The organism is Desertivirga arenae, assembly GCF_017355785.1.
In the GTDB taxonomy this organism is placed as follows: Bacteria; Bacteroidota; Bacteroidia; order Sphingobacteriales; family Sphingobacteriaceae; genus Desertivirga; species Desertivirga arenae.
Genome location: NZ_JAFEWE010000004.1, coordinates 225,583 through 243,521, shown reverse-complemented (window position 1 = coordinate 243,521; position 17,939 = coordinate 225,583). Strand labels below are relative to the sequence as shown.

Annotated in this window: 16 protein-coding genes; 9 read left to right on the top strand and 7 right to left on the bottom strand. The window is 40.5% G+C overall.

Features of this window, described 5'->3' with window-relative positions; all coding sequences use genetic code 11:
• Positions 1-48: 48 nt before the first annotated feature.
• Both J4N24_RS10730 and pdhA read right to left on the bottom strand, forming a co-directional pair.
• Positions 49-1,692 (bottom strand): dihydrolipoyl dehydrogenase family protein, encoded by a 1,644-nt coding sequence (locus J4N24_RS10730; protein WP_207533685.1) that lies wholly within the window; start codon positions 1,690-1,692, stop codon positions 49-51.
• 121 nt (positions 1,693-1,813) lie between these two features.
• Positions 1,814-2,809 carry a pyruvate dehydrogenase (acetyl-transferring) E1 component subunit alpha gene (gene pdhA, locus J4N24_RS10725; RefSeq protein WP_207533684.1) on the bottom strand — a complete coding sequence of 332 codons (996 nt, stop codon included), beginning with the start codon at positions 2,807-2,809 and terminating at the stop codon, positions 1,814-1,816.
• Positions 2,810-3,431: 622 nt separating this feature from the next.
• Here pdhA and J4N24_RS10720 point away from each other — a divergent pair.
• The 5 genes from J4N24_RS10720 to J4N24_RS10700 all read left to right on the top strand — a co-directional run bounded on the left by J4N24_RS10720 (position 3,432) and on the right by J4N24_RS10700 (position 9,768).
• Entirely contained in the window at positions 3,432-4,379 is a 948-nt protein-coding gene (locus J4N24_RS10720; RefSeq protein ID WP_207533683.1) for a hypothetical protein, read from the top strand.
• Between the two features lie 86 nt (positions 4,380-4,465).
• Positions 4,466-5,386, top strand: coding sequence for a hypothetical protein (locus tag J4N24_RS10715; protein ID WP_207533682.1), 921 nt, complete (start codon positions 4,466-4,468; stop codon positions 5,384-5,386).
• A gap of 46 nt (positions 5,387-5,432) precedes the next feature.
• Positions 5,433-6,023 (top strand): hypothetical protein, encoded by a 591-nt coding sequence (locus J4N24_RS10710; RefSeq protein WP_207533681.1) that lies wholly within the window; start codon positions 5,433-5,435, stop codon positions 6,021-6,023.
• Positions 6,024-6,169: 146 nt separating this feature from the next.
• Complete coding sequence (locus tag J4N24_RS10705; RefSeq protein ID WP_207533680.1) at positions 6,170-8,581, top strand: TonB-dependent siderophore receptor; 2,412 nt, start codon at positions 6,170-6,172, stop codon at positions 8,579-8,581.
• Positions 8,582-8,583: 2 nt separating this feature from the next.
• Positions 8,584-9,768 (top strand): PepSY-associated TM helix domain-containing protein, encoded by a 1,185-nt coding sequence (locus J4N24_RS10700; protein WP_207533679.1) that lies wholly within the window; start codon positions 8,584-8,586, stop codon positions 9,766-9,768.
• A gap of 21 nt (positions 9,769-9,789) precedes the next feature.
• On the opposite strand, the gene J4N24_RS10695 is transcribed toward J4N24_RS10700, so the two are convergent.
• From J4N24_RS10695 to fumC, 4 genes are all read right to left on the bottom strand, one after another.
• Complete coding sequence (locus J4N24_RS10695; protein WP_207533678.1) at positions 9,790-10,245, bottom strand: low molecular weight protein-tyrosine-phosphatase; 456 nt, start codon at positions 10,243-10,245, stop codon at positions 9,790-9,792.
• 360 nt (positions 10,246-10,605) lie between these two features.
• The gene (locus tag J4N24_RS10690; protein ID WP_207533677.1) at positions 10,606-11,397 is read right to left on the bottom strand and encodes a S1/P1 nuclease; all 792 of its coding nucleotides are present in this window, start codon (positions 11,395-11,397) and stop codon (positions 10,606-10,608) included.
• A 2-nt stretch (positions 11,398-11,399) separates the two neighbouring features.
• Positions 11,400-11,909, bottom strand: a complete 510-nt coding sequence (locus J4N24_RS10685) for a fumarate hydratase (protein WP_207533676.1) — start codon at positions 11,907-11,909, stop codon at positions 11,400-11,402.
• Between the two features lie 125 nt (positions 11,910-12,034).
• Positions 12,035-13,432 carry a class II fumarate hydratase gene (gene fumC / locus J4N24_RS10680; protein ID WP_207533675.1) on the bottom strand — a complete coding sequence of 466 codons (1,398 nt, stop codon included), beginning with the start codon at positions 13,430-13,432 and terminating at the stop codon, positions 12,035-12,037.
• A gap of 422 nt (positions 13,433-13,854) precedes the next feature.
• Between fumC and J4N24_RS10675 the strand changes: the two genes are divergently transcribed.
• The 4 genes from J4N24_RS10675 (at position 13,855) to J4N24_RS10660 (ending at position 16,683) form a co-directional block, all read left to right on the top strand.
• The gene (locus tag J4N24_RS10675) at positions 13,855-15,057 is read left to right on the top strand and encodes a serine hydrolase domain-containing protein (RefSeq protein ID WP_207533674.1); all 1,203 of its coding nucleotides are present in this window, start codon (positions 13,855-13,857) and stop codon (positions 15,055-15,057) included.
• A gap of 200 nt (positions 15,058-15,257) precedes the next feature.
• Positions 15,258-15,638 carry a response regulator gene (locus J4N24_RS10670; protein ID WP_207533673.1) on the top strand — a complete coding sequence of 127 codons (381 nt, stop codon included), beginning with the start codon at positions 15,258-15,260 and terminating at the stop codon, positions 15,636-15,638.
• A gap of 47 nt (positions 15,639-15,685) precedes the next feature.
• Entirely contained in the window at positions 15,686-15,991 is a 306-nt protein-coding gene (locus tag J4N24_RS10665) for a YbaB/EbfC family nucleoid-associated protein (protein ID WP_207533672.1), read from the top strand.
• Positions 15,992-16,002: 11 nt separating this feature from the next.
• Entirely contained in the window at positions 16,003-16,683 is a 681-nt protein-coding gene (locus J4N24_RS10660; protein WP_207533671.1) for a metal-dependent hydrolase, read from the top strand.
• Here the strand turns inward: J4N24_RS10660 and J4N24_RS10655 are convergent.
• Positions 16,680-17,939: a glucose-1-phosphate adenylyltransferase gene (locus J4N24_RS10655; protein ID WP_207533670.1), complete on the bottom strand. Its 1,260-nt coding sequence runs from the start codon at positions 17,937-17,939 to the stop codon at positions 16,680-16,682. The two genes, J4N24_RS10660 and J4N24_RS10655, sit on opposite strands and share 4 nt — an antisense overlap.

Here is a 17,939-nt window from a genome sequence, read left to right as displayed (position 1 = left end):
AGCGGACCTGAAAATCAGATCCGCTTTCTTTATAGGTGTTAAGATTGATTAAACAAGCAATCTTACAGGCTCTTCTAACAGAGCTTTTAATGTTTGAAGGAAGGCTGCAACAGATGCACCATCAAGAACGCGGTGGTCACCACTTACAGTTAACTTCATGATATTTCCAGGAACAACAGCACCGTTTTTAACAACAGGAACTTGTTGAATTCCACTCACTGCAAGAATTGCAGAGTTTGGAGGATTGATGATAGCTGTAAACTCATCAACACCGAACATTCCTAAGTTAGAAATAGTGAAAGTAGAACCTTGCATATCGGTTGGAAGAAGTTTCTTAGACTTAGCCTTACCAGCAAAATCTTTCACTTCAAGAGAGATATGAGTTAATGATTTACCATCAGCAAATTTCACAACAGGAACAACCAAACCTTCGTCAACCGCAACGGCAACACCAATATTCACGTGCTCGTTAATACGGATCTTGTCACCTAACCATGAAGAGTTAAGGGCAGGATGTTGTTTCAACGCAATTGCAGTAGCTTTAACTACTAAGTCGTTGAATGAAATTTTAACAGGAGCATATTCATTGATCTTAGCACGGGCAGCGATGGCGTTATCCATATCGATACTCATGGTAATAAAAATATGCGGAGCAGTGAACAAGCTATCAGAAAGCGAACGGGCAATAGCCTTACGCATCTGAGTAACTGGCTTCTCTGTATATTTCTCTTCCCCGATGAATTGAGGAATAGTGATTGATTTTTCAGCTTTTGCAGCCGGAGCAGCAGCAGCTTCAGGAGCAGCAGCCTGAGCAGCAGGTTTAGCAGACGGAGTAAAGTTTTCAACGTCAGCTTTAACAATACGTCCACCCTCTGCACTACCTTTTACCTGAGAAAGATCAATACCTTTTTCCTGGGCGATCTTCTTAGCTAAAGGAGAAGCTTTTACCCTTGAATCAGATGAACTTACAGTTTGAGCTGCAGTTTCAGCTGGTTGGGGTGCAGCAGACGTTTCCTGTGCTTTATTTCCTTCAGTTGGATTTGTAGAAGCCTTCTTGCCACCTTTTAATAAAGGAGCAACATCAGTACCTGGTTTACCAACAATTGCAATAATGTCATTTACTTTAGCAGCCTGACCTTTATCTACACCTACGTATAGTAAAGTACCCTCTGCGTAAGCTGTTACTTCCATTGTAGCTTTGTCAGTTTCAACATCAGCAAGTGTATCATCACTTTTTACAGTATCACCAACTTTTTTATGCCATTCTGCAATAACACCTTCTGTCATCGTATCACTTAATAAAGGCATACGAATAACTGTTGCACCTACTGATTCGGGATCAATTCCGCCTTCTTCCTCTTCAGCAGGAGCTGAAGATTCTGCAGGAGCAGCTTCAGATTTAGCTTCTGCCTTAGGAGCAGATCCACCTTCTAATAGTGGTTTATAATCTTCGCCCGGAGCGCCAAGAACAGCAATCACCTCATCAACTGGTACTGCTGAACCTTCTTCTGCTCCAATATATAATACAGTTCCTTCCTGGAATGATTCAAAGTCCATAGTAGCTTTATCGGTTTCCACCTCAGCGATCAAATCACCGGTGCTTACCTTATCGCCAACTTTTTTGTGCCATTTTGCGATAACACCTTCTGTCATGGTATCGCTCATTTTAGGCATACGAACTACTTCAGCCATTTCTTTATGTAAGTTTTTGTGAAAGTTATTTTGTTTTATTAAGGCCAAAAAGAACCTGCAAAACACTTTTAAACCTTCGTTTTAAACTATGTGCTTGCAGGTTATTTTATAGTCGAATTATTTAGTCTTTGATAAACGGATAGTTCTCTTGTACATAAACATCGTCGTACAATTCACTTGGCTCTGGCCATGGTGATTCCTCCGCAAATTTCACAGACTCTTCAACAATAGCTTTAACTTTAGCATCGATCTGATCGAACCAAGCTTCATCAGCATAATTGTTTTCAACGATCGCTGCTTTAACTACACCGATTGGATCTTTTGCTTTATATCTCTCAAGCTCCTCTTTAGTACGATATTTAGCCGGGTCAGACATCGAGTGACCTTTGTAACGGTACGTACGCATTTCAAGGAAAGTTGGTCCTTCTCCACGACGTGCACGTTGAACGGCTTCATCCATTGCATTGTGTACTGCAACAGGATCCATGCCATCAACAGGAGCACATGGCATATCGAAACCTAAACCAATTTTATAGATATCGATCATATTGGTAGTACGTTGCACTGAAGTACCCATCGCATATCCGTTATTCTCACAAACGAATATAACAGGCAACTTCCATAGCATCGCCATATTGAAAGTTTCATTTAAAGCACCTTGTCTAACGGCACCATCACCCATGTAACATACGTTAACATTAGTTGTTCCAAGATACTTTTCAGCGAAAGCCACACCAGCTCCTAAAGGGATCTGGCCACCAACAATCCCGTGCCCCCCAAAGAACTTTTTCTCTTTGCTGAACATGTGCATTGAACCACCTTTACCTTTAGAGCAACCAGTTGCTTTTCCGTAAAGTTCTGCCATAATTTCGTTTGCAGTCATACCACGAGCCATAGCATGAGCATGGTCACGATAAGCAGTAATCATAGAGTCGCCAGGCCCTAATACAGACATTGCTCCAGCCAAAACAGCTTCCTGACCAATGTATAGGTGACAGAAACCTCTGATCTTTTGCTGTCCATATAATTGTCCTGATTTTTCTTCAAACCGGCGCATTAAAAGCATTTGCTCGTACCAGTCTAGGTAAGTATCCTTAGTGATTGCAACTGAACTCATTAGTCAATATGTATTTTTGGGAAGGCAAATCTAATTATTACTTGCTAAAAAAAAGAAATTCAAAATGTTTTGTTTAGAAAGTGGCATCATAAAAAACTTTATTCACGCAAAAGCTTAAAAAAATCACAGTAAACAGAATAAAATTTGGGAAAAAGAAGCCTTAGCATGTTTCAAACTGCGGTTGAAGCAAATTTATTTCTTTTGAAATCGACGATCTTGTTCGGGGGCTTCTTTGTGAGTGTGTTTAAAGTGTTGCTTTATTCATTAAAGCGGCTACCCGCTTAGCAACAAGTCCGTTACAATAAAGCTCATACACTCACTGTTCATCACAATATCTTTTTAACAAGGAATTGAAAGCGCTGATAGTGCTTGTCTTCTGGTTTTGCCCTGCCTTTATATGTCTGCATCTTTTATCCTCCATATATCCCTGATGAGTCCACCTTTTTGTCAGTATATGTGGACTTATCACGCAGTTAAACAGGGTAAAGACAGGGAACATATAAAGCAGGGGGATAATCAGGTGATACTGCGGTTAAAACCCAAATGTGATTTGAAACATTTTTTCTTTTGACAATAGCTTTTATATTGCTTGAACATTCTTTCACTCTATAATTCAGACCTTATGGCTATCGTTGATAAGAAAGGAATTTTGCACGGACCCGTAGACAATATTTTGTACCGTTCTTACCGGGGGATGCAGATTGCACAAATTAAGCCTTCAAAAGTTAAGCAAAGCCTCGCCAGCCGAGAAGCAAGTCTGGAGTTCGGACTGGCTGCTACCACTGCAGCAAGCTTTCGGGCTGTATTCTTTCCTGGTTACAAAGCAAATGACGGCGGAATGGCTAATCGCCTTACCGCACTAACTTTAAAAAGTATAAAAACTGCTACCCATAAGCGCAGAGGCGAAAGAGATATTCATGATGGCGATCCTGATATGTTTTCGGGTTTTCAGTTTAATAAAAATTCCACGCTGGAGGACTGTCTGAGGGTGAAACCACAGGTTAAATTAACTGAAGATGGAAGAATAATGGTAAATATTCCCGCTTTTACCGACAATGATCTCCGCGGACCTGCTGAAAGTCATTATGTTATTCGGTTGATGGCCATATCTTTCAACTTTAAAACTTCACTAGCAAGCTATTTAAGTAATAAAGAGATCAAAATAGAAAAGGGAAAAGGATTTGAAGGTGGTGAAATAGAGGTTCTTCAATCAATCCCTCAAGGCCGTCTGGTTTTGCTTGGCATGTTTATTCACGCTTACAACTGGGATACTTTTGATGGCTATACACGTATTAATAATAAAGCCTGGAGTCCGGGTGGAATAATCGGCGGATGGCAGGCTCCTGCACAGGAAGAGCCTGAAAACACAAACAGACTGGAAAAAGAAAAGGCAGTAGTGGGAGAAGTACTCATAAAATCATTAAGTTATTCTGGTCCTGAGATCCAAGCTAAGTTTAAGGATCTATGGAAAAAGCAGGGCAAAAGCATAGCCAATAAGGTAAAGGAGAAACCTCCAATACCGGATATGGAGGATGAACTGCCAAAAGGGGACTTCAGTCTTAAAATTTAGACGAGGAGTTTACTGGTACATACTATTTGTTTCATTATTATTAGCACGAGATGTAGCGTTCAGCTTTACAATCTCGTTTTGCCTGCATGGCAAAAAAACTAAACTCTTTAACTATTGGTTTTTTCACCCTAACTTTAGGGATCAATCAAAAGCTGATAGCTATGAAAACCTTACAAAAATTTGCAGCCTGCCTTTTAGTGCTTGGCTTCCTGTCCCCATCAGTAAGAGCCCAGGGGCTTCTTAAAAAACTTAAAGACAAAGCAAATGAAGTTGCTGATAAGACAATCGACAAGAAAGCAGATGAATTCCTAAATGGCAAAAAGAAATCAGGAGCTACCTCTGAAGTAGCAGGTGGTGTTTCTGTACCTGGAACAAGCGTTGGTGGTACAGGTAACAGCGGAACCGGATCTTCCTCGTCTTCGGTTAGAAACAAGGGCGGCGCAGGTTTAATAACCACACCTCCTGATGTAAAAGAGAACCTGAGCCTCGCTGAAAGTTCGTTTAAAACTGCCAATTATGGCGAAGCCCGCTCTGCGCTTCAACAAGCTATTCTTGGCGTTGAAATGGAGATTGGTCAGGATCTATTAAAGTCACTTCCCGAAACTATAGCAAGTTTACCAAAACAAGCCGATAAAGACCAGGTAACCAGCAACGGCTGGGGCTGGGTAGGATTAACTATTCATCGGGAATACTTAAAAGACGATAAGCAATTAGGGTTAACGATAGCAAATAACTCTGTAATGATGTCTGCTGTGAACCTCTTTTTAACCAATAGTGGATATGCTCAAAGCACAGGAGGTGAACAAAAATGGAAACAAACACGCCTTAAAGGATATAAGGCAGTGATTGAGTATGACGACAATACCGGGTATAAGCTTACGGTGCCACTTGGGCAGAGCTCAATGCTTGTTTACGAGGGTATAAATTTCGCCAATGAACAAGATCTGATGACCGCGGCGTCTCAAGTTGATATTGATAAGATCAAGAAAACTTTAGGAGAAAAATAAGAAGCAATTGATTCATTTTATCATTTATCTAATTAATACCCCTTACATGAAAACTTTACTTATTACCATATTTTCTATAGCTACCCTCTCATCGCTTCAGGCACAAGACTTTAATAAGCAGCTGTCTACCGCCAGGACTGCTTACTCAGGGAAAAAACTCGAGGAAGCAAGATTTGCTATGCAACAAATGCTTCAGGAACTGGATATTATGGCAGGCAAAGATATTCTTAAAATGCTGCCAGCAAAGATGGATGCACTGAATGCAAACGCCGCACATGATAACGTAAGCGGAGCTTCAGGATTCGCAGGAATTATTATTCATAGGGATTACGGTGCTGGAGAAAAGATGGCAGAAGTTGATATCATTGGAAACTCTCCAATGCTTAGCTCTATAAATGCGCTTCTTGCCCTTCCTTTTATTGCGAACAATGCCAATCAGAAAGTAATAAAATTGGAAGGATACAAAGCGTTATTAAATATAAACAAGGACTCTGAAACCAGTAAAGTTACTTATGAGATTCAGCTTCCTCTAAACTCTTCTTTAATTACCCTTAAAGCACCAAATGCTACAGAAGACGAGATTAAAAAATTCGCGTCAACTATTCCTGTAGGCCAACTCGCGAAAACCTTACAATAGGAATTTTTAAGAAATTAAAGTCCTCCCACCAAGAGGGCTTTTTATGCCTGTTTCTTTTATTTAAAATAATTCTAAATAATACTTGCATACCAAAAGAAAAGCTTTTTATTTTGCGATGATTTAGAATCAATCCAAATAAAAGAAGAATGAAAATTGCTTACCCTTTTTTACAGCTCTTATCTACCGCAATATTCCTGTTTACTAGCCTAGCGGGCCTCGCCCAAAATACGGGATCAATACGCGGAAAGATTACCAGTTCCGACGGTAAAACTGCAGAGTACGTTTCAGTGCAACTGAAAGAACGTAAACAAAGTACACTCACTAATGCAAAAGGTGAATACAAATTAAACGGCGTAAAGCCCGGTAACTATACCATTAAAGTATCAGCAATAGGTTTAACAGGCGAGGAGAAAAACGTAACGGTAACGGCGGGAGCAATTGTAATAGCAGATTTCGTACTGAATGAAAGCGCATCACAACTAGATGCCGTAACTATACAGGGAAGACAGAACAGGTACAAAATAGATAAACCCTCTAATTCGCTTAGATTAAATGCTCCACTTCAGGAAATCCCTCAAAACATTCAGGTAGTAAGCCAGGGGGCACTTGCAGATCAGCAGATTATAAGTATGAGCGACGGATTAGTACGAAATGTAAGCGGAGCTGCCAGAGTAGAACATTGGGGTGATCTATATACTAATATTACTATGCGTGGATCCCAGATTCAGGCATTCAGAAACGGGTTCAACGTAGTGAACTCTTACTGGGGCCCTCTAACAGAAGATATGAGCTTTGTTGACCATATCGAATTCGTTAAAGGCCCAGCGGGCTTCATGCTAGCGAATGGTGATCCTAGCGGACTGTATAATGTGGTAACCAAAAAGCCAACTGGAGTAAATAAAGGTGAAGCAACCTTGACACTTGGAAGCTTTGATCTCTATCGTGCCACTGCTGATTTAGATGGTATACTCAGTAAAAATGGTAAGCTATTGTATCGTTTAAACATAGCTGGCCAGAATAAGAACTCTTTCCGGGCGAATGAGTACAATAACCGATACAGCATTGCTCCTGTTATCTCATACCAGATTGATCCCAATACAAAAGTAACTGCGGAATATACATTACAGCATGCAAAAATGTCTAATGTTGGCTCGTTCTATATTTTTTCCCCTAACGGCTATGCCTCTTATAACCGTAACCTTACCATGTTAGCACCAGGATTGGAGCCTACGAAAATAAATGACCATAGCCTATTTGTAAATCTTGAGCACAACATCAGTGATAAGTGGAAATTGAACGCACAAGCCTCTTACTTCAACTACCAGCAAAAGGGTAGCTCTATGTGGCCTGATAGTGTTGCCACTAACGGATTAGTAAGAAGAAGCGCAAGTATTTGGGATGCTTTCAGCGAAATGACGCTAGGGCAGGTATTTCTGAATGGAACAGCGAAAACAGGAGAAATTCAACATCGTATTCTGGCAGGACTTGATGTAGGTACTAAAAATTACTATGCAGACTGGAATCAGACAGCTGCATTGGATACTATTGGCGGAGAGTTTAATGCACTATCCCCTGTTAATACGGTGGATAACGGATTCCCACTTTTCGACAGAAGCCTTAGCGTTGAGGAAAGAGCAGTAAGAGGAGGAGGCTTGATGGACCAACGGTACACAGGCCTTTACGCTCAGGACGAGCTGGGCTTCCTCGACAACAAACTGCGTTTAACACTTGCGGGACGTTATACTTACGTAAGTCAATCAAACTATGGGGGCGCTCCTCAAACAGCAAAGCATTTCACTCCACGTGTGGGTCTGAGCGTTTCAGTTGATGATCAAACCTCCGTTTACGGCCTTTATGATCAGGCATTTGTTCCTCAAAACGCCATACTCACTTCAGGGGAGGCAGCAAAACCGATTACAGGAAATAATACAGAGTTTGGAGTAAAAAAAGATTGGTTCGGGGGCAAATGGAATACAACTTTATCGGCCTACAAGATCACCAAGAATCACGAAGTTACTACTGATGCATTTAATCAGGGAAGAAGTATTGAAATTGGACAAAAGGTAGCTCAGGGAATCGAGTTTGACGTTCGAGGTGAAATACTAAAGGGTTTAAATCTTACTGCAAACTATGCCTATACAGATGCAAAGGTAACTAAAGTTAACGAAGGCGTTGGTGAATCAATAGCGGTAGAAGGTCAACGGACTCCAGGTTCTAGCAAGCACACTGTTAATAGTTGGTTGAACTATAAAGTTCTGTCGGGGCCAATAAAAGGATCAGGATTATCAGGAGGGTTTACTTATTTGGTGGACCGTGCTACAACTACTTTCAGCAAAACTAATCCTGAGCAGAATCTTCCCGATTATTTCAAATTGGACGCGGGAGCATTCTGGGAAAAGAATAACCTCAGATTAACGTTCAATGCTTTCAACATTTTAGACAGGTATCTGTACAATGGAGGGTATTATCCTGCTAACTATTATTTTACCAGTGAAGTTTATTATTGGCAGGCTGAAGCTCCACGCAATTACCGGCTTAGCGTTGCTTATAAATTTTAATTATGAGAATTAAGAAATTAGTTGGAAAGCTCCACTTGTGGCTCGGGTTATCATCCGGGCTACTCGTGCTATTTTTAGGGATCACCGGGTGTATTCTTGCTTTCCAGCAGGAGATTGAAAACGCCTCACAATCCTACCGGTACTTAGCTAAAGATCACAAAGCACTTCTGACTCCTTCTCAAATTAAAACCATTGCTGAGGCTGAACTACCAGGAAAACATGCACATAGTGTGAAGTACCAGGATGGAAGGAACGCTGTAGTAACGTTCTATAACAGCCAGCCAGATTACTATTATCTCGTCTACGTAAATCCGTATAGCGGGAATGTATTAAAGGTAAAGGATATGAGCAGGGACTTCTTCCGCGTAGTGATCATGGGGCATTATTACTTATGGTTACCTCCGGAAATTGGGCAACCGATAGTAGCCACGGGCACTCTCATTTTCGTTATTCTTCTTATATCAGGATTGATCCTTTGGTGGCCTAAAAACGCTGCGGCGAGGAAAAAGAGGTTCACGTTAAAATTAAACGCTCAATGGAAGAGAGTTAATTATGACTTGCATAACGTGCTGGGCTTCTATATGACCTGGGTTGCAATCTTTATAGCCATAACGGGATTGGTAATGGGTTTTCAATGGTTCTCAAAGTCGGTCTACTGGATTTCGTCTGGAGGCAAGGCAATGGTTCAATATTATCCGGCTCTTTCTGATAGTACGATTACTAAAATAGATTTTAAAGAAAAGGCTGAAGATGTGTTATGGTTGAAGATGCAGGATGACTGGAAACATCAGGGAGGAAGCTTTGAAGTGCATTTCCCGGAAAACGAAAAGGAGTCTATTGAATTAGCATTCAATCCAGACACAGAGACTTACTGGAAGACTGATTACAGGTTCTTTGATCAAAAGACTTTAAAGGAGATTGAAGTCACTCATTTATATGGAAAATTTTCAAAGGCAAGTACTGCCGACAAGATAATGAGGATGAATTATGATATTCATGTAGGAGCAGTATGGGGTCTGCCCGGTAAAATCCTGGTTTTCCTTGCAAGTCTTTTGGCTGCGAGTATGCCTGTTACCGGATTTTTAATCTGGCGAGGCCGCCGCAAAAAATCGAAAGCTACTACTGGAGCAAAGCTGCTTCAAACGCGAAAAGCAAAACTGAAGAAATCTTCATCAGTGGTTAATTGAGTAATATAAAGGCCTGAAAGATTAATTCTTCAGGCCTTTATTCTTTAATTCCTCTTCCACAATGCGTCGGCAACCTTGCTCGATAAGCTGGTACACCGGATCAAATTGGTTGTCTTCATAATAAGGATCAGGTACAACTTCGGTATTTAATAATAAGCGGACTTTCCTCTTGTCTTCTTCATTCCTTGCATGATTAAGGACGTCCCTTAAATTCATTTTGTCCATCACAAATATCCTGTCGAACTCGTCGAAATCAGTAACATTGAATTGACGACAAACCTGTGTAGAAATATCAAGTCCATAGCTTTTTGCTACGGCGATAGAACGACGATCTGGAGGTGAACCTATATGCCAGTCACCCGTTCCGGCAGAATCAACTGACCAGTCAAGTCCTTTCTCTTTTACAATGTTCTCCATTATTCCATGAGCCAGAGGAGAACGACAAATATTGCCAAGGCAGACCATTAAAATTTTCATATTTGTTGTGATTACACGAATTTGATATGATTACACTGATTATTATTGATTACACTGATATTTGTTGTGATTACACCGGTTATTATTGATACTGACGTATTGGTTGATGATAAATTTTACTGAAGTTACTGATGGTTATATGAATAGATTTATTTACGACAATTATTAGATGCAACGCTTACAAGTATCAAACCTTTAGCATAACAGCCTTCAATCGGTGGAATCATCCCAAATATCGGTGGAATCCCACCAAATAATCGGTGGAATCATCACATATATAATCAGTCTTATCATTCTAATAATCGGTGGAATCATCCCCAATAATCAGTGTAATCATCCCCAATAATCGGTGAAATCCCATCAACCAAAAATATCATTTAAAACCTCGGCTAACCTAACTCCCCCTTTTACCAATTGGCTATTAAGCGTATTGATATGAAGATAATTGTAGCGATAGGAAAGCTTGTCTCCTGTTTTTACATCTTTGTACAGGGATTCTGTTATTTGGAAAGAATCCCAAAGCCAGCTAACGAGGCCCCCCTGAAGGATTGTTCTACGCTGTTCCGGGCTAGTGAAATTAATGGCTTTTACATATTCTGTATAGCTTAACTGCTGGAATTCAATAAGCTTTGAATCCCAAATAGTGTGCATATTGGTATTCTCGTTAAACCAGGTTACTTTTATGTCATTTCCTCCTCTGTCATCTGAATACCCTACGTGATAAGGTTGATTGATATCCCCAACTATGTGAATAATAAGCTTTAGGTACATCACTTTTTTATCCTGAGGCAGATCTTTTTTCTTCAGTTCAGAGATAAGGAAGTTAAGTTTAGTATACGCGTTTGTTGTGGTATCCTTTGCCAGGATAGACTGCATTTGGGGGAACGTTATTCCTCTGTCGAAATCAACATAATGCCAGGTGTCAAGGTACTTATAAGATGGATCTGATTTTACAAAATCAGGCCAGTTGCTCGCCATGGCAACCGATTCGTTTCCTAAGATTTTCTTTATTTCCTTTTTAGTTTTGGATGAGAGATAAGAGTCTGCTATCTCACCCACGATTCGATGTCCTAATTGTCCCCAGCCAAAAGAGGCGACAGGCACATACAATAGAAAAACGATTACTACTACATTCTTGATTATCTTATTCATTACTATAATGGTTGCGGGTTACAAATTATCTTTTCCTTCAATTTCAATGTCACCGGTATATGTTGCTGCAAACTTTGTAACTCAATTTTATCTGAAGAAGTATTTTTTATTAAGAAAACAGGTATATATTGGCCTATACGATAGCAATCGTGCAGTTTCTGTTTGTAGTTAGACTTTGTGAAGGTTCCCAGGAGATATAAGGTATCACGACTTACCACATAGGTTCCCTTAGCATATTCCTTCCAACTACCTCCATTAAAACAGCTGTCTTCGTAATAATTGTGTTTTGCCCTAGTGGAAAGCACAACATAGAATGAGTCGCAGGTAAACTTAAAATGATGGGAGGTATATTGAATCAAACTATCCCTAAATACATAAGGCTGCTCATCCCAAACCCCTTGAAGAACATCTGCTCCACGCCCCTGCACATTTGGATTGAAAGTACATGAAGATAAAAAAGCTGAGGCAATAAAAAAAAGCACTACTGAAGTTCCAAGCAAGTTTTTAAGCATATAGAATAAAAATCCCTTCAGGGATGGTACAAAACTATCTAAAATCTTTTATTGCAGCTTCATAAGAAAAAAATCCCTCTCTGATTTTCTCAGAGAGGGATAATATTATCAGCTGAACAATTTTTTTACTTCAGACTTCCTATCATATCTTCAGGACGTACCCATTGATCGAATTGTTCGTTTGTTAACAATTCGAGTTCAAGTGCGGCTTCACGAAGGGATTTATTTTCCTTGTGCGCTTTCTTTGCAATTTTTGCAGCGTTTTCATAACCAATATGAGGGTTAAGAGCGGTTACTAACATCAAAGAATTCTCTACGTGCTTCTTGATGCCTTCGTAGTTTGGCTCTATACCAACCGCACAATGATCATTGAAGGAAACGCAAGCGTCGCCAATTAAGCGTGCTGATTGTAAGAAATTAGCGGCAATAAGAGGCTTAAATACGTTCAACTCGTAATGACCTGTAGCTCCACCAATAGAAATTGCTACGTCATTACCCATTACCTGTGCAGCCACCATAGTAAGTGCTTCTGGTTGGGTAGGATTTACCTTGCCCGGCATAATTGAAGAACCTGGCTCATTTTCAGGGATGAAAAGTTCGCCTATACCAGCACGGGGACCTGAAGCTAACAAACGGATGTCGTTAGCGATCTTCATTAACGACACTGCCAATTGCTTTAAAGCTCCGTGAGATTCAACCATTGCGTCATGAGCTGCCAGGGCTTCGAATTTGTTTTCGGCTGTGCGGAAAGGAAGGTTTGTAAACTGAGCGATATACTCCGCTACCTTTACGTCATATCCCTGAGGAGTATTGATTCCTGTCCCAACGGCGGTTCCGCCTAATGCTAGTTCTGCGAGATGGTCCAGGGTATTTCTAAGCGCTTTAAGGCCATGGTTTAATTGAGATACATAACCGGAAAACTCCTGGCCTAAAGTTAGTGGAGTAGCATCCATCAAGTGCGTCCTGCCGATCTTTACTACATTTTTATACTCCTCAGACTTAGCTTGCAAAGTATCGCGAAGTTTTTCCACTCCGGGAATAGTGATTTCCATAATACTTTTGAAAGCTGCAATATGCATTGCAGTTGGATAAGTATCATTTGAGGATTGTGACTTGTTCACATCATCGTTAGGGTGAATGAAAGTTTTTCCTTCACCTAATTTATTCCCTTGAAGTACATGAGCCCTGTTAGCTACAACTTCGTTGACATTCATGTTGGACTGTGTGCCTGAACCCGTTTGCCAGATTACCAGTGGAAATTCTGCATTTAATTTCCCTTCTAGTATTTCATCGCATACCTGGGCAATCAAATCCCGCTTCTCAGCAGAAAGCACACCTAAATCAGTGTTGGTGTAAGCTGCAGCTTTTTTAAGGTAGGCAAATGCCTCTATGATCTCTTGCGGCATTGATGCTTCCGGTCCGATCTTGAAGTTATTTCTTGAGCGTTCAGTTTGGGCTCCCCAATACTTATCTGCAGGAACCTGCACATCGCCCATGGTATCACGTTCTATTCTAAAAGTCATGATTTTAGGAGTTTTTGTGAATTTAATCTGTTTTATGACAAAAATTGCCTGCTAACGCTCTCATTCCCAACCATCATTCGGTAAGCAGGTTTTAGTCGCGCAAACTTAGTTACTTAAGCGAAAAATCAAAAGTGAAAAGTAAAAAACAAGCTTCCGAGGAGGTAAATTTAATAAGTATATAAAAAACTGCTTTAAATGAGGCTATGAGCAGCTTAACGGTAATTCCCTAAGTATATCAAGAACATCTTCCCGGAAAAAGTTGATGCCGCCCTCTTTCTCTTTCTATGTAAACTTAGATACTAAGCTGGAAGCCCTGCCGTTTGAGGTGCTGCAGAACTAAAGTTTTATTGTTTAAAACTCTTTAAGGCCTCTTCGTGTAATATTTTCTAATTTTCGTCCGGCAAAAGGACTTCAAGAAGTGTATGTTTAAATTTCCAGCGCTAGCGCAAATCATTCTCGCATTATTTTTTTTAACATCGTGTTCGTCACGTGAGCAAAAAAACACTAAGATCAGAACCTCTGAGGACGACAAATCAGACAGCTTACTTTTAGTTTATGATCCTGCGAAAGCCGACACCCGTATCCACGCGTTTATGCAGAAATTACATAAAACCAGAGGATTTAACGGAAATGTCCTTGTTGCAAAAAAGGGAAAGATCTTATACGAAAACGCTATAGGATGGGCAGACTACCTGCATAAAGACAGCCTGACCACCAGCTCAAGATTTGAACTTGCTTCCGTTACCAAGCCTATGACCGGCATCGCGGTTCTGCAGCTGGTTGAACAGGGAAAGATTAAGCTTGATCAGGATGTGCGTGATTTCTTCCCCGATTTTCCGTATACAGGGATAACGGTAAGGATGCTTTTATGCCACCGTTCAGGAATGATGAACTACGTATACTTCGTAGATGGAATATTCCGTAAGGAACACAAAAACCAAAGCAAAGGCATCACCAATCAAGATGTGATGAAAATTATTGCAGAAAAAAAGCCAGCTCCTTACACGCAGCCGAATAGGAAATTTCATTATAACAATTCTAATTTCATGGTCCTGGCTGCAATTATTGAGAAAGTGACTGGCAAGAGTTATACAGAGTACATGAAGGAGAATGTGTTTGATCCGGCCGGTATGAAAAATACTGCGGTACTATCGAAAGCAACCTACGACAAGATCCCCACGGATGTTGTAGGACACGACAGGACCTGGAGATATTCCGTTGTACAAAACTTCCTTGACGGCCCGGTGGGTGATAAAGGTATTTACAGTACCGTTCAGGATCTTCTTCTGTTGGACCATGCATTGAAAAAAGGGCGTCTTTTAAGTAAGGCATGGCAGGATTCAGCATATACCGGACACAATCCTATGATAAAAGGTCATTTTAACTATGGTTATGGCTGGCGGATATTTGAGGGCGACGGACATAAGGTGGTTTATCATACAGGCTGGTGGCATGGTTTTAGACATATTTACCTTAGAGATTTAACAGCGGACATAACTATTGTTTTGTTAAGCAATTTAACCAATGGAAGTCTCTTACAATTAGATGAGCTTTTTAATTTGGTGGGAATGCCGGTGGTTCGAAAATCAGCTTACACAGGAGCAGGCGAAACCTCTGAAGATTAAAGTGTAGAAATAGTTACTCTTTTTGAGTCATTTTGTTGATTTTTGCCCTCAATGATACAAACTGCAATAAATAGTCAGTTTTTCAAATCCAACGACAGCAAGTTTTGTTGTCAAGACACTCAATTATAATTGAGCGCTAGTAATTGTAAAATAAAAGAGATATTTTAGAACCGCACTAAGGAATAAGGTTTCAACCGGCAATGAGCAAAGTTTTTATAATTGATGACGACCCAATACACCAGCGTATAGCTCAGATCATGATCCAGAAGCATCAGATCTATGAGGAATTTAAGAGCTATACCGAAGCTGGAAAGGCCTTAGAGTTTCTTCAGGAGAATGTGCAAAATGCAGAGGCTTTACCCGATGTAATCTTACTTGATTTAAATATGCCGGTTGTTGACGGCTGGGATTTCCTTGAAAAGTTCGATACGTTCCGGACTTCTTTAATAAAGACCATAAAAATTTATATCGTTAGTTCTTCCGTTGACGAGAAAGACATCCTGCGTTCCCAATCTTACGCATATGTTCACGGTTTTATTTCAAAACCCCTTTCGCCGGATATTCTCCGTGGTACGCGCTAAACTTTTAGGCTTAGCCCTTGTTATGAATTCAAAAATCTTTACCAGATATGTTTGACAAATTACTCCAGGTACAGCAACAGGCCGAGGAAATAAAAAAAAGACTTGATACTGTTATAGTTTCAGGAGAAGCCGAAGCCGGAAAAATAAAAGTAACATCGACTGGCAATAAAAGCATTACGTCTATTACAATTGATGAAAACTTCCTGAAAGAGGCAGACAAAGAAGAACTTGAAGAACTTTTAGTTGTTGCCGTTAATAAAGCACTCGCTCAGGCAGAAAGCGTCCATCAATCTGAAATGGCAGCCGCAAGCCAAAATATGCTTGGAAATTTAGGTAATCTTTTTGGAGGATAACGCTACGATTTATGAAGGTTACGTTTTATGGACAATCCTGCTTTCTATTCGAGACAGCAGGTAAAAAGGTGTTGATCGATCCTTTCATCACACCAAACGAACTTGCTAAACATATTGATGTTAATGCGATACAGGCAGACTTTATTCTGGTGTCCCACGGACACGCAGATCATACAGCTGACCTTGTTGATATAGCTACCCGTACGGGCGCGCTTGTTATATGCTCCTACGAGATAATGGTTTGGCTGAATGCAAAGGGAGTATCTAATGTTCATCCAATGAATTTAGGGGGCCAAAGGAAATTTGATTTCGGTAATGTAAAAATGGTTTTTGCAGCTCACTCAAACTCTTTGCCTGACGGAACCTATGGTGGTACCGCAGCAGGATTCATTATCGAAACCGAAGAAAAGACGTTTTATTACTCTGGAGATACGGCCTTGATGCAGGAGATGAAGCTATTCGGTGACATGTATAACTTCAGCGCTGCATTCCTGCCAATAGGAGATAATTTTACGATGGGTATCGATGATGCTATTGTAGCCTCTAAATTTATTAAGTGCGATACAATTGTTGGAATGCATTATGATACATTTGGTTACATAAAGATAGACAAAGAAGAAGCCCGGACAAAATTTGCAAATGCCGGGCTTCAACTAAAACTTATAGATATTGGTTCTGAAATATCTCTTTAGATAACAGTACCGTTTGGTAATACAGCCGATTTCTTGACTACGACAATTCCGCCGCTTACTGTGTATTTGTCGTAGTCTCCATCCTTAAGATGAGCCCCACCATTAATCCTTACATCATTACCAATGTAACAGTTTTTGTCAAGGATAGCATTTTTGATATAACATCTTTCTCCAACTCCCATTATCGGCGCGCCGTTATTCTTAGCCGCTTCTAGTTGCTCGAGGGTTTGGTAATAATCGCTTCCCATTATATAACTGCACTCTATAGTAGTACCCTTCCCGATTCTGGTTCTGATACCGATCACTGATCGCTCAATTCTGCTAGCCTGTATAATACATCCGTCAGCGATGACTGTTTTCTCAAGTGTCGTCCCCTGTATCTTGGATGGAGGAAGCATTCTGGGACGAGAAAATATACTTCTTCTATCAAACATATTGAAGGAAGGGATATCGTCTGTAAGTCCAAGATTGGCTTCAAAGAATGACGGAATAGTACCAATGTCAGTCCAGTAACCTTCGTACTGATAACTTGTTACTTTTCTCTTCTTTATTGCCTCAGGAATAATCTCCTTACCGAAGTCTGTATGAGGATCATTGGTAAGTGTATCATAGATAGTATCCCGATTGAAGATGTAAATACCCATGGAAGCCTGATAAAGCCTTCCTTGTGCTTTCATAGCAGGACTTACCTCGGATGCCCATTCTTCGAAATCAGTTTTAGGTTTTTCTATAAAAGCGGTAATGTTGTCGTTCTCATCGGTTTTCATAATACCGAATCCAGGTACATCTGCCGCAGTTACCGGGATGGTTGCTACAGATATTTCAGCACCCCTTTCCACGTGCTTCTGGATCATATCATTGAAGTCCATTTGATAAAGCTGATCGCCGGATAAGATCAGAACGTGCTCAAATTCGAAAGGTGTTAAGTGATGCAAACTTTGACGAACGGCATCTGCAGTTCCCTGGAACCAACCAGCGTTGGTTGGAGTTTGTTCAGCAGCCAGAATGTCAACGAAGCCAGTACTAAATACGTTAAAATGGTAAGTGTTCTTGATGTGTTTATTGAGAGATGCAGAATTAAATTGAGTTAATACAAAAATTCTGTCAATCCCCGAATTTAAACAGTTTGAGATCGGAATATCAACTAAGCGATATTTTCCTGCAATAGGCACGGCTGGCTTGGATCTTGTTGCAGTAAGCGGAGAAAGGCGTGTTCCCTGCCCTCCACCTAAAATTACGGCGATTACATTGGACAT